Consider the following 14,384-nt stretch of genomic DNA (forward strand, 5'->3'; position numbering starts at 1 on the left):
ATGACAAAAATAGAAACCTATATAGTTGATTCTTTTACAGACAAACCTTTTAAAGGAAACCCTGCTGGAGTTTGTTTTTTAAATCAAAAAATGACAGATGGACAAATGCTATCTATTGCAAAAGAATTAGGACTTTCTGAAACTGCATTTATTACCCTAATTGATAAACCTAACAAATATTCCATAAGATTCTTTTCCCCAGTAATTGAAATACCACTTTGTGGGCACGCAACACTTGCTTCTTCAAAAGTTCTTTTTGAAATTAATCCCGAAATGAATCATATTCACTTTAAGAATATTCAGGAATTGGATTTAATGATTAAAAAAAATCAAGAAAAAATTGAAATGGAATTCCCTGTTTATAATACAATTCCACAAAATACTCCTAAAGAATTATTAAATGCACTCGGAATAGAAAAATTATCGAATAGTGTCTTTAATAAAGAAACAAGCATTTTACTAATTGAGATAGAAAGTTGTAAACTTTTAAATAATCTCACTCCTAATTTCGAAAAATTAAAAGCTTCTCATAATTCTATTAATGGAGTATTAGTTACTGCAATATCTGATAAAAATGACTTTGACTTTGAATCAAGATATTTTTGGCCTTGGAGTGGAACGAATGAAGACCCTGTAACAGGAGGAACTCATACTTTTTTAGCAAAATATTGGGCTGAAAGACTTAATAAAAAGAAAATGAATTCTTTTCAATGTTCTGAAAGAACTGGTTTTATGGAAGTTGAATTAATTAGTGACAGCAAATTGACAATAAAGAGTGAAGCTCAAATAATTCTAAAGGGGGAACTGAGAATATAAAAACTGGTGCTAACAAGGTGTATAATTAATGGCTAGGTAGAGCTTGCTTACGAATATTCCTGCGGAATATTCTATTCGGTTTTTATTTGTTAACTTCCGTGCTAAATCACGCCACTAATCATACACGAAGCCGTTGCCATTAATACTGAAAAAACTTTGCGGATTGAATGTTTTGTACTAACTTTGTAATTACAAATAAAATGTTATGGAAACAGCAATTATAAAAATCGGAAATTCTAAAGGTCTACGTTTAAGTAAGACTATTTTAGAAAAGTATAACATAAAAGACAAAGTTGAGATGATTTTGGAAAAAGGACAAATAATCCTAAAGCCAATTAGTAGTCCAAGAAAAAACTGGGAAAAAGCTTTTCAAGAAATGCATGAGAATAATGACGATCGATTATTATTCAATGATGTTTTTGAGGACGAAAATTTTGAGGAATGGAATTAGAACAGTATTCTATCGTACTCGTAAATCTTGACCCAACAATTGGTAGTGAAATTAAAAAAACAAGACCTTGTGTAATTATTTCGCCAAATGAAATTAATAAGTTTTTAAGAACAATCGTTGTTGCACCAATGACAACGAACTTGAAAAATTATCCGACCAGAATAAAAGTAAAACACAGCGGAAAAAAAGGAATGATTGCAATAGACCAAATTAGGACAATTGACAAATCCCGTATATTAAAAACCTTTGACCAATTATCGAAATCTGAAATACAGAATTGTAAAGATATTATTAGAGAAACTTTTGTAGATTAAAACTAAATTTTGAACAATAAAAAGTACTAATGGCAACAAGGTGTATAATTAATGGCTAGGTCGAGCTTACTTACGAATATTCCTGCGGAATATTCTATTCGGTTTTTATTTGTTAATTTCCGTGCTAAATCACGCCACTAATTATACACGAAACCGTTGTGCGTAATCCCTCATAGAAACCCAAAAATTCCTCAGTACATTGGCTAACGAAAAATTGAGTAAATTCGATCTCTAAATTCTAATAAATATGATAATATCTGAAATATATAAATTATTGATTTTCAGAAACATAATTTTAGGTTAGTCAGAATTTGAGAAACAGTACCCAGAAAACAAAATTTTACGATTTATGAACGAAGATTTACTAAATGAATTAACCGAAATGGACGAAATTCATTGTGTTTTAAGTTTACAGAAAGAAGCGGAAAACTATTTAAAAAGTTTTGACTGGTGTTTAAAAATAAAAAAATCTTGGTACGACAGCGGTTTTAGTTCTTACGACATAATTGGAGTTTTTCTTTTTGAAATTGAGCCTATAAATGAAAATGTGGATGATTTTATTTGGGTTATTGTTGGCGACTTACCAACTGTATATCTGGACAAAACTGTGACTTCTGGAATGGAAGCAATAGAAGTTTACTGTGACTTAATGGAGGATTGGATTGATAATGTCAAAAAAGGACAATCTTTGGAGGAATGTTTTCCTGTACCAAGTGAACCGACCATTGAAAATGCTGATTTATTAAAAACCCGAATAGAATTAATAAAAGAAATATTTTTAACGGAATAATAAAAACTACGCACAACAACGTATATAATTTATTGCTAGTTCTAGCCTACTTACGAAAATCCTTGCGGATTTTCTATTCGGTTTTTATTTGCTAAATTAGGTGCTTAAACCACGCAACAAACCATATACAATCACGTTGTGCATAATGCGAAAATCGTGCTGAAATTGAACATTTGAGCTAAAAAAGCCAGCCGCATAAACAGCACATTTGGTTTTTATCAACACATAAGCCAACGCTGAAAAAACTAAAAGAGCTGTTTTCAGCCTACGCTCAATACTGAAATATTAAATGGAAATTAAAAATACTGAAACGACTATAAACAGAGCACTATCAAGAGAAAGAGCGGAAAATGAATCTAAAAGAGCTGATGTCAAACAACACGCAGATAAATTAATTCAAGGATTTGAAAAACTGGAAGAAAGTCACGCAAAACGAGCAATTTGGGAACTTTTCCAAAATGCTATTGACCTTTCAGATAATTGCGAAGTTATAATTAGATTAACAGAAAATCACATAATTTTTGAACACAATGGAAAACCGTTTACATCTAATACGTTAAGCTGTTTAATAAAACAAGTCAGTTCAAAAAATTCACAAAATAACGAAGATGAAGTTGGTCAATATGGAACTGGATTTATCACAACTCATTCTTTTGGAAAAAAAATATTAATTACAGGTTCATTAAGGGAAGGAAACTACTACATACCTATCGAAGATTTTGAAATTGATAGAGTTGTTGATAATTCCGACCAACTCATAGACAAAATAATAGACCAACAACAGCAAGTATTTGATTTAGTAGGTCAAGGAGAATTAACATCAGAATGCTCACCATTTACAAAATTTGCTTATGAAACTTCAAGTACAATTGAAAAACAAAATGCAGTTAAAGCTGTTGAAAGTTTAAAAATCATCCTTCCTTATGTAATGATGATAAACAATAAATTGAAACAAGTACAATTTTATGATAAGCAAAATAACCTAACCACTTATACAAAAGGTAGTTCTCAACGAATTGACGAATTATTTGTAACAGACATCCATATAAATCATAATACAACTAAAATCTTCTCGCTTTATTCAAACGAAGAAGATTTGACAGTAATTCTTCCATTATCAGAATCTGATAAGAGCATCATTTTAGACGAAAATCTTTCTAAACTATTTCTTTACTATCCACTTATTGGTTCGGAAAACTTTGGTTTCAATTTTGTTGTTCATTCTAAAAGATTTGCACCAACAGAACCAAGAGATGGAATACATTTAAAAAGCAAAAACGAACAAGTCCAAGAAAAAGAATCGAGTAATCGAGAACTTCTCGACAAAGCTTCATCAATAATATTTGAGTTCGTTGAAAAAAATGCTACGAAAATTGAGCAACCTATAAATTTGGGCTATATCAATTTCAATACCGCAATACCAAATATTCATTTATCAGAATATTTTAAGGAGTTAAAAGAGAGATGGGTTGAGAATTTTAAGAACTTTCAAATTGTAGAAACCCAAGAAGGCAGGCTTAAACCTAAAGAAGTTCTTTTCTTATCTAATGAACTTTTATTGGATGACGAGTATTATGCTTCGATTTATTCTATCATAAATCTATTCTGGAAAAATATTCCAAAAAAAGAATTAGCAAAAGATTGGACAGAAAATATTAATAATTGGGAGGACGTCAATACTGATTTTATCAAGATTGAAGATATTGTTAGGAAAATAGAAGAAGTAAAAACTTTAGATTTTTTTCCAAACGAAAAAGAACTAATCAGCTTTTACGAGTATCTGCAAAAACATCAATTTGGCGATTTATTTAACAAACATTCACTACTTCCAAATATTAAAAATGAATTTAGATTGTTTTCTCAACTAAATTCAACACATAACATTGCTGAAGTATTAATAAAAGTTGCAGATGTTATTATTCCAGAAGTTCCAAAACGGTACATCAAAAAAGGATTTGAATTGAATCTTGGTTTTGAACTTTACGACAGAAAGCAATTCTCAAAGGACATAAATTCTCAAATTGCTGAAGTAAATAAGACTTTGGGAGAATCGTCTTTATTGGAAAATGAGGATTTGTTGGCCTTAATTGATTATTGCAAAATTTTCCCAACCAATGATTCTACATCCACACGAGCAAAACTCGTCAAATCTCTATGTAATTTCTATAATGTTGATTCAACCTTTATAGTCTTGCCTACAATTGTAAATCAAGAAATAGATTGGCTACAATCAACAAGATGTTTACTTAAAAATCTCATTTGGGACCTGAACACAAAAGATGCAGAATGGATTGAATCAAATATCACTTTCTTAACAAACTTACTCGATATTATTCATAATTACTATGAATTCGATGATATTGTACAGACACTTCCAATATTCCCGAATCAACTTTTCGATTTATGCAAACAAAGCGAATTAAAGACAGATGGAAGCATAAGTGAAGAGTTAAAAGATTTATTTGATGAAATCGTTAATCCCGAAAAAAAGATAAGAAGCACTTTGGTTTTGTCAAAATTTTCAAAGTATATCAAGGATAACGAAACAAAATATTCTCATAGCCTTGGAATGAGCATTGAAAAAGTATTTGAAGATGCTATGCCACTCACAAACATCAATAACCATCCTTACAAAAAAGAAATACTTTGGATTATTAAGAAAATATCAGATGACAATAAATGGTCCAAATATTTCTTAAATATTGAAGATGATAAAGCTACAATAATGATGGCAAGAATCTCTAATGCAGAAACCAAAAATGATTTGTTTTCGATTATCGGATTAGAGCCAAAACAGATTTCATTATTAGGAGAGTTAGCTAAACAAAGTGATTTAGAACGAATTATTAATTTGGGTAAAATCGCATTAGAAGAAGAAAAAAGAGAAAAACAAGATTTTCAATTCAAACATACAATTGGTACACATATTGAAAAATTAGTAAGAGATAAAATAGGTGCGGATTTGATTAACTTCAAAATTACTGTTCGTGACGAACAAGGAGGACAAGACATAATTGTAGAGTATAACGATTCTATTGTCTATTACATTGAAGTCAAATCACGTTGGGATGCTAGAAACTCTATATCTATGAGTGCATTACAAATGAAAAATTCAGTCATCAATAAAGACAAATATTCTCTTTGTTGCGTGGAAATGTCTGACTATAAGATTGGCGATGAAAGTAGATATGAGGGATCAGATATAAACGAAATTAAAAGTCGTATAAATGTAATAAATGATATCGGGAATAGAATAAAACCTCTTTTAGATGGCGTACTTTCTGTTAAAGACATTGAAAACGAGATTTCACTTGTTGGAGACTATCGTGGAACAATCCCTCAAACAATTGTCAAGAAAGGACAGTCTTTAGATGATTTTATTAATTTTCTGATTACTAAAATTAAAACAAATTGATAATATAGTGCCAACGCTTCAAGCCATACACATTTGCAATTCGCTTCAGCCATAACACAAGTCAAAAATTGCAAAAGAGTATGTCTCGCCAACGCTCACTTCCGAACTAAATAACAAACATCGGAAAACCAAGTTGAACGTGAAAAGCACTATGCACAACAACGTGTATAAAACATAGCTATTATAGGCTTTCCGAGAGGTTTTTGTATATTTACAAAGTACGCCAAATTTTTAATTTTGTTATATTTATAAAAGAAAAGTAAACATAAAAATTAAAAAATCGGCTCGTGCTAAATCCGAAAAGTTAGCGTTTATTTATACGCTACGTTTCATACACAAGACCGTTGGCGCTCATGATTGCGTAACGTAATAAAAATAGCCGTTTAATATTCCTATAAACTAATTTTACGGCAAATCTAAACGCTCTAATCGGAATTTTACACTCTTACAATTTCGGACCAAAGCAATACGCAAATATTACGGCGGACTGATAACCAGTGCGTATATCAAAACCTAATAAATCGGACTTCACTCACTCATGCGATTTCGGACCATAGCAATGCGCAAGCATTATGGCGGACAGACAAACTGTGCTGCATAACAAAGCACAATAATCGATTATATTAATCTTACCGTTTCGGATCCATAACAATACGCAAACTAGACGGCAAAGCAAAACGCAAAAACTAGTGTTTTAAGATTGGATAAGCAGATTCTTAAAAATGTCACGTGCGCCAACAATATGTATAAAAAATTGCTATTTTAGGCAAAACTTAATGGCAAGTGCATTTTAGGACGGCTGATTTTCCTGCGGAAAATCATTCTCCTTTTGTCCGCAACTTCCCATACATGAGACCGTTGGCAAACATGCTCACTCAGTTCTAAAAAAAGTGGTTTAATAAACAAAATCTAAAGCTCACTCCTACTCAATTCTAACTCAAAAATCATCTAATAACAATTACAGTTTATAAATTTTACGGCAAAGCAAAACGTAGCCAATCGGAATTTCTTACTCTTGCGATTTCGGACCATAGCATGACGCAACCTGGACGGCGGACTGATAAACTGGATGGAAAAGCAAAGCGGAAAAACTCGGATTAATTTACTCAGCCGATTTCGGACAAAAGCAATACGTAAGCAATACGACGGATTTATAAAAATTACGGCAAAGCGAAACGCAGATATTAGTTGTTTAGTCGTGGATATAGCAAAATCTTTAAAAACATACGTGTGCCAACAATATGTATAATTAATTGCTTTGGTTAGTCATTACTTGGAAAATTCCTTCGGAATTTTCTCGCTCTCGGTTTTGTTTGTTAAATTAGTCCCATAATACGCAACTAAATTATACATGTAGCCGTTAGCGTTCATGGCTCACTCAAATCGAAAAACAGTGGTTTAAAAGCTAAAAACCCCAGCACTCTCCTACTCTTTCCAAACTCAAAAAGTGCTTAAAATATAAATGGTTTTATAAGTTTTATGGCAAAGCATAACTTAACTAATCGGAATTTCTTACTCAGCCGATTTCGGACCAAAGCAATACGCAAAGATTACGGCGGACTGCAAAACATTACGTATATCAAAACCTAATAAATCGGACTTCTCTCACTCATGCGACTTCGGATCCTAAGCAATTCGCAAAGATTACTGCGGACTGATAAACTGGATGGAAAAGCGAAGCGCTTTAATTCGGATTTAATTACTCAAACGGTTTCGGATCAAAGCAACACGCAATCTATACGGAGGATAGACAAACTTGATGGAAAAGCAAATCGTCTTAACTCGGATTTAATCACTCAAACGGTTTTGGTCAAAAGCAAAACGCAATAAAATAGTTGTTTAAAAATGGACTTCCCATAATTCTATAAATAGCACGTACGCTAACAATATGTATAAAAAATTGCTACTTTAGGCAAAAAATTATGGCAAGTGCATTTTAGGACGGCTGATTTTCCTGCGGAAAATCATTCTCCTTTTGTCCGCAACTTCCCATACATGAGACCGTTGTAAACAAGCAAAAACTCTACTAAATACAATTTTAATTCACTAAAAAACATAACTATTAGTGAATATGTTTTATTATTCATATATTTGAACAAAGCTTAAATTATGTATGAAAGAATATTATCAGATAAAATTGAGAAAAAAATAGGTAATGGAAAAGCTATTATTTTAATTGGCCCTAGACAAGTAGGAAAGACAACTTTAATTAGAAAATTAATAGACGATAAAAAACACCTTTTCCTAGATGCTGATGACCCAACAGTTAGAAGCATCTTAAGTAATCCTAACACGGAACAGATTAAAAGCATCATAGGTTCTAATAAAATTATATTTATAGATGAAGCTCAGAGAATACCTGGAATTGGATTAACACTAAAAATAATAACAGATCAATTTAAAGATGTTCAACTATTAGTAAGCGGATCATCCTCATTTGATTTATCTAGAGAACTTAATGAGCCACTTACCGGGCGAAAATGGGAATACGAATTATTTCCTATATGCTGGGAGGAACTAGAAAACAAACACGGATATCTTGTTTCAGAACAGCAAGTTGAGAATCGAATGTTATATGGCTTCTATCCTGATGTTTTAAATAATCCTGGCGAGGAACAAGAAATTCTAAAACAATTAGTGAATAGTTATTTATACAGAGATATACTAGCTTATTCTAATATTAGAAAACCTGAAGTTTTAGAAAGACTTGTGCAAGCTCTAGCTTTACAACTGGGAAGTGAAGTAAACTACAATGAACTCGCTCAAATTGTTGGTGTCGATAAAAACACTGTTTCAAATTATATTGACATATTGCAAAAAGGATATGTAGTATTTAAATTAGACAGTTTTAGTAGAAATTTAAGGAATGAAATAAAAAAGAATAAGAAAATTTATTTCTATGATAATGGGGTTAGAAATATGGTTTTAGGAAACTTCAATTCATTAAATCTTAGACAAGATACAGGTGCATTGTGGGAGAATTTTTTGATATCAGAAAGACATAAACAAAACACTTACAAAAACACCTATACCAAAATGTATTTTTGGAGAACAAAGCAGCAACAAGAAGTCGATTTAGTTGAAGAAAATAATGGAATTATTACCGGATTTGAATTTAAGTGGAATGCGAAGAAAAAAATAAGATTACCAAAAACGTTCGTAAGTGAATATAATGCAAATGAAGAAATAGTTGATAGAACTAACTTTAGAGAATTTATAACAATCTAAAATGCCGGTTTACAACACGGTGTATAATTAATGGCTAGGTCGAGCTTGCTTACGAAAATCCTGCGGATTTTCAATTTAGTTTTTATTTGCTAACTTCCGTGCTTAATAACGCCACTAATTATACACGAGACCGTTGCCATTCATTGCGGAACGCACTCAAAAGGAAAAAATTGAATGAATAAAAAGAATAAATTTATTGCTTTAATACCTGCTTTATGGACCTGTCTATTTGATATTTCTATAACAATAACTCACCAACCAAAAGAATATTGGAATGGAAATCTTAATACGGGAAATGAGGCAAACCCAATTGGAGACTTTATAATGAAAACTCATGTTTCTGGAATATTTATTATTTCAATCCTTTGGTTAATCTTTATTGGAATTTGTGGTTATTATTTACCACGAAAAATATCTCGAATTTTTCTTCTTTTTGTTTTCCTGACTCATAGTGCTACAGCAATATCCTGGATTACACCGAATTATGGATTTTGGTTTACAATCATATTTATGTTATTTAACTCAATTTTATTTTATCAAATTGATGATAAGATTAATAAGAAAAATATTTCAATAAGAATTTAGCAAGTTACCGAATTTCTTACTCAATCGGAGTTGAAAAATATTGCGGAATAAAACGCTAACTGAATTCACTCAAACTCTGAAAAGGGGAGCACTAAATTTAGTGTAATAATTAAAAAATCTGAATAAAAACAACGAAATGGCAACAAGGTGTATAATTAATGGCTAGGTCGAGCTTGCTTACGAATATTCCTGCGGAATATTCTATTCGGTTTTTATTTGTTAACTTCCATGCTAATTCACGCCACAAATCATACACGAGACCGTTGGCGCTCATGATTGCGCAGCATAATAAAAATGGCGGTTTAATATTCCTAAAAACCAATATTACGGCAAATCTAATCCTGTAAATCTGACTTTCTTACTCAGACGATTTCGGACCATAGCATTACGCAAATATTACGGCGGACTGATAACCAGTGCGTATATCAAAACCTAATAAATCGGACTTCACTCACTCATGCGATTTCGGACCATAACAATACGCAAGCATTACGGGGGACAGACAAACTTTGCGGCATAACAAAGCGCAACAACCGAATTTAATTACTCTTGCGATTTCGGATCCATAACAATGCGCACGCCTAGCGGCAAAGCAAAACGCAAGAAATTGTGATTTAAGATTGGATAAGCAGATTCTTAAAAATTTCACGTGCGCCAACAATATGTATAAAAAATTGCTACTTTAGGCAAAATTTAATGGCAAGTGCATTTTAGGACGGCTGATTTTCCTGCGGAAAATCATTCTCCTTTTTGTCCGCAACTTCCCATACATGAGACCGTTGCCAGTAATGGGAAAAATATACTAAAATCAAAAAACAAATTTAATGCTTGGAACAATCCTCTTATTATTAATTTCATTCCTAATTGGACTTCCTTTTTATTGGCTTTACAAATTCATTTTCAAAAAGAAAAAAATCGATATAATTAATGAAGCAAAAATTGCCGAAATTAATTCAGAAACTAAAATTCAGGATTCAATTTCTGAAAGAAAATATCTTTTTATGGAAGATTATAAAATGTGGAAAGGCCTATCTATATCTGAAAAAAAAGACCGCTTAACTGATATTCAAGTTATTTTCGATTATGGAAAAGAACTTATCACAAAGGAAATGATAAAGAAAGGTTTTCAATCTGGATCAAAAATCATAGATATTAAATATTTTTCAGGATTAAGCGAATTTGGTTCTGGTATTATATCATTTTTAATTCAACATGAAGAAGGTGGTGAAATCAGAGAATTATCAATACGTCTTAATTTAAAAGATATGGAATTTATAGCAACCAGGAATAGTTTTTATAGTAATGGAAAAGAGAAATATTGGTATTTAAAAGACAAGAATAAAGATTTAATGAAAATATAAGTACTACTGGCAACAAGGTGTATAATTCATGGCTTGTTCGGGCTTGCTTACGAATATTCCTGCGGAATATTCTATTAGGATTTTATTTGTTAACTTTCCTGCTAAATCACGCCACAAATCATACACGATACCGTTAGCGTTCATGGCTCACTCAAATCGAAAAACAGTGGTTTAAAAGCTAAAAACCCCAGCACTCTCCTACTCTTTCCAAACTCAAAAAGTGCTTAAAATATAAATGGTTTTATAAGTTTTATGGCAAAGCATAACTTAACTAATCGGAATTTCTTACTCAGCCGATTTCGGACCAAAGCAATACGCAAAGATTACGGCGGACTGCAAAACATTACGTATATCAAAACCTAATAAATCGGACTTCTCTCACTCATGCGACTTCGGATCCTAAGCAATTCGCAAAGATTACTGCGGACTGATAAACTGGATGGAAAAGCGAAGCGCTTTAATTCGGATTTAATTACTCAAACGGTTTCGGATCAAAGCAACACGCAATCTATACGGAGGATAGACAAACTTGATGGAAAAGCAAATCGTCTTAACTCGGATTTAATCACTCAAACGGTTTTGGTCAAAAGCAAAACGCAATAAAATAGTTGTTTAAAAATGGACTTCCCATAATTCTATAAATAGCACGTACGCTAACAATATGTATAAAAAATTGCTACTTTAGGCAAAAAATTATGGCAAGTGCATTTTAGGACGGCTGATTTTCCTGCGGAAAATCATTCTCCTTTTGTCCGCAACTTCCTATACATGAGACCGTTAGGCAACATTAAAAACGAATGAGGTACCTTCAAATATTTACGATTTCAATTTTACTAATTAGCTGTTCATTTAGCAAGAATGTTACGACCGATTTAGAAAAAATTGGACTCACAGGAAAAGTTAAAAGCCTAAAGTTTGAACACGAAAGAAATAGTACGGAAAAAGAAAACACTTACTTTATTGATAACGAATTTTACTTCAATCAAAACGGTATGATTTACGAACAAAGGCAATATTCTTCGGAGGGTTTAATACATATTAATTCTTATAATTATGATAAAAAGAACCTTTTGATTTCGAAAACATATTTCAATGGTTCTAGGGAATTTGTAAATAAATCCAAAATTGAAAACGCAATAAATAAAAAAGGAAAATTAATTAAGCAATCTGAATACAGAGCTCTAGGAAACTCTTTAACAGATTCAATAAATTTAAAATACAGTGTATTTCCTGACCAAATAACAGAGTTTTTATATGATTCAAATTGGAATTTGATTAAGTATAATGTTTACGATAGAATGTCTTCATTTATCAAAGAAGTTACTGAATTGAATAACGGAGAAATAATGAAAAGCTCAACCGTTGTTATTGAAGATGGAGAAATTTTCAGCGAAAGTATTTATGATTGTGTCGAATATGATTCTAAAAAAAACTGCATCAGATATAAGGTTACGGAAAATGATTCAACGGAATCTTTTATAAATGCAAAAATTGAATATAATAAATAACGTTGCCTAACACCGTGTATAATTAATTGCTTAGTCACTGCCGACTTACGAACATTCCTGCGGAATATTCTATCTGTGATTTATTTGCTAAATTAGTTGCTTAACCACGCAACTAACCATACACAAACCCGTTGTGAGCAATCCCTCATAGAAACCCAAAAATTCCTTGGTATGTTGGCTAACGAAAAATTGAGTAAATTGCCTCTAAGAATTTTAATAAATATGAGAAAATCGAACATTTATAAACTACTGATTTTCAGGATCATATTTTTACATTAGTCAGAAGTTGAAAAAAGAACCGAAATAAATGAAAAATACTGCAATCGATATAAATGAATCTACAATAAAAAAATATATAGAATCATTACGGCCTGAAGATAATGAAATCCGCAAAAAGTTGGATTTTGGGTATTCTTATGATGGAAAAGTTGTAATTCTTTATGAAATTAGACCTTTTTGGAACAATCCAGAAGAAATAGAAAATATTGAATTTGCTAAAATCAGATTTTATAAGTCCAGAAAGGAATGGAATTTATATTGGATGCGAGCAAGTGGGAAATGGGAAATTTATGACCCTTTTCCAAAATCAACACACTTAGAAAAAATAGTTAACGTAATTAAAGAAGATAAACACGGTTGTTTTTTTGGATAATCTGAAACAAAATATCATCAAAAATATTGCGCAGGAATTGGATTGTGGATTCGACTGCTATTTTAATGTGAAAACAAGTGAAATTATATCTATTCCAGGGATTTCTTATGTATCAGACCAAGATGACTTTAAAAAATCTTTTGAACAGGATTTTAAAAGCATAGAAAATAACACAACAGATTTTATAAAATTCGCTGTTTTGGAAAGCTTTGAGTCATTTAAAATTATGGAATTATTTGTACAACAATTAACTGACCAAAATCTTAAGGCAGAATTGGGAAAAGTATTGGAAAACAAAAAGCCATTTCAGAATTTTAAAAGTAAAGTAGACCAATCAAATTTTAGACAAAATTGGTTTGATTTCAAGCAAAAAAAAATTGAGAAAAAAGTAGAAACTGAATTAAAAACAAATAAAGCCAGCTCACAACAATGGCTATAATTAATACGGGGTTAGGTGCTTAACCTAAATTTTAGTATGTTTTTGTAATGTCCGCCAAATCTTTTGATTTGGCTTTAGAACAAAAAATATAAAACAAAATAAAAAGTTTTGGCTAAGTGTTTAATTGGAAGTTAATTTCTTTTTTATTCCCGTACTAATCATAGCCGAGACCGTTGTGCTTAATGTCGGAAACCCAAAATGGAAGAACTGAAAAGGAAAATAAAGGAATTAGTAATCGGATTTGAAAACGGAAAGGAAACCGCTGAAAAGACGGTAGAAAACATTAATGAATTATCATCCTTAAAAATAGATGTGGATTTTCTGAGAAACCATTGGAGAAGCTCTGACTTAGAAAGTTTTATTGAATTAATATCAACACCTCAAATCGAAAACTGGACTGAAATTGATGATGACTATGCCAACAAATTAATTGCGGAAATTTTAGATAATTTGAGTAACGATGCGTTGATTAACAGAAACTCAACAGCATTGGAAAGGCGATATAAAAAAACAACTGGAACAATATCGGATTGGATTTTTTATAAGGATATTTCTGATAGAATAAAAATTTTGGAATTATTAAAAACGAACACAACAATTCAACTTTAAAACTGACTGAATTGATTGTGAAAAAATAAATAAAAAACACTAAGCACAACAAGGTGTATAATTAATGGCTAGTTCGAGCTTGCTTACGAATATTCCTGCGGAATATTCTATTCGGTTTTTATTTGTTAACTTCCGTGCTAAATCACGCCACAAATCATACACGAGACCGTTGTTTACAATGCTGCGCGACGTTTCCAAAACAGAACATCACTCAAT

General features: G+C 31.5%; 12 protein-coding genes. All 12 read left to right on the plus strand.

Annotated elements, in window-relative coordinates:
* The 12 genes from JJL45_RS11840 (at position 1) to JJL45_RS11895 (ending at position 14,168) form a co-directional block, all read left to right on the plus strand.
* A complete protein-coding gene (locus tag JJL45_RS11840; protein WP_068605307.1) occupies positions 1-816 on the plus strand; it encodes a PhzF family phenazine biosynthesis protein in 816 nt (271 codons plus the stop codon).
* Between the two features lie 205 nt (positions 817-1,021).
* Complete coding sequence (locus JJL45_RS11845) at positions 1,022-1,267, plus strand: AbrB/MazE/SpoVT family DNA-binding domain-containing protein (protein WP_067145653.1); 246 nt, start codon at positions 1,022-1,024, stop codon at positions 1,265-1,267.
* Complete coding sequence (locus JJL45_RS11850) at positions 1,258-1,581, plus strand: type II toxin-antitoxin system PemK/MazF family toxin (RefSeq protein ID WP_067145652.1); 324 nt, start codon at positions 1,258-1,260, stop codon at positions 1,579-1,581. The genes JJL45_RS11845 and JJL45_RS11850 overlap by 10 nt, the downstream gene beginning before the upstream one ends.
* A 349-nt stretch (positions 1,582-1,930) precedes the next feature.
* Positions 1,931-2,371 carry a hypothetical protein gene (locus JJL45_RS11855; protein WP_068605360.1) on the plus strand — a complete coding sequence of 147 codons (441 nt, stop codon included), beginning with the start codon at positions 1,931-1,933 and terminating at the stop codon, positions 2,369-2,371.
* 289 nt (positions 2,372-2,660) lie between these two features.
* Positions 2,661-5,786 carry a sacsin N-terminal ATP-binding-like domain-containing protein gene (locus tag JJL45_RS11860; protein ID WP_068605362.1) on the plus strand — a complete coding sequence of 1,042 codons (3,126 nt, stop codon included), beginning with the start codon at positions 2,661-2,663 and terminating at the stop codon, positions 5,784-5,786.
* Between the two features lie 2,109 nt (positions 5,787-7,895).
* A complete protein-coding gene (locus tag JJL45_RS11865; protein WP_068605382.1) occupies positions 7,896-9,014 on the plus strand; it encodes an ATP-binding protein in 1,119 nt (372 codons plus the stop codon).
* 174 nt (positions 9,015-9,188) lie between these two features.
* Positions 9,189-9,599, plus strand: a complete 411-nt coding sequence (locus JJL45_RS11870; RefSeq protein WP_068605384.1) for a hypothetical protein — start codon at positions 9,189-9,191, stop codon at positions 9,597-9,599.
* Positions 9,600-10,423: 824 nt separating this feature from the next.
* A complete protein-coding gene (locus JJL45_RS11875) occupies positions 10,424-10,960 on the plus strand; it encodes a hypothetical protein (RefSeq protein ID WP_202664147.1) in 537 nt (178 codons plus the stop codon).
* Positions 10,961-11,757: 797 nt separating this feature from the next.
* Positions 11,758-12,468: a hypothetical protein gene (locus JJL45_RS11880; protein WP_068605343.1), complete on the plus strand. Its 711-nt coding sequence runs from the start codon at positions 11,758-11,760 to the stop codon at positions 12,466-12,468.
* A 307-nt stretch (positions 12,469-12,775) separates the two neighbouring features.
* The gene (locus JJL45_RS11885; RefSeq protein ID WP_068605345.1) at positions 12,776-13,120 is read left to right on the plus strand and encodes a DUF3024 domain-containing protein; all 345 of its coding nucleotides are present in this window, start codon (positions 12,776-12,778) and stop codon (positions 13,118-13,120) included.
* Positions 13,113-13,559, plus strand: a complete 447-nt coding sequence (locus JJL45_RS11890) for a UPF0158 family protein (protein ID WP_068605347.1) — start codon at positions 13,113-13,115, stop codon at positions 13,557-13,559. The genes JJL45_RS11885 and JJL45_RS11890 overlap by 8 nt, the downstream gene beginning before the upstream one ends.
* 198 nt (positions 13,560-13,757) lie before the next feature.
* A complete protein-coding gene (locus tag JJL45_RS11895) occupies positions 13,758-14,168 on the plus strand; it encodes a hypothetical protein (protein ID WP_068605349.1) in 411 nt (136 codons plus the stop codon).
* The last annotated feature ends 216 nt before the right edge of the window (positions 14,169-14,384 follow it).

Origin of the sequence: Tamlana sp. s12 (assembly GCF_016767215.1) — a bacterium.
Classification (GTDB): Bacteria; Bacteroidota; Bacteroidia; order Flavobacteriales; family Flavobacteriaceae; genus Pseudotamlana; species Pseudotamlana agarivorans.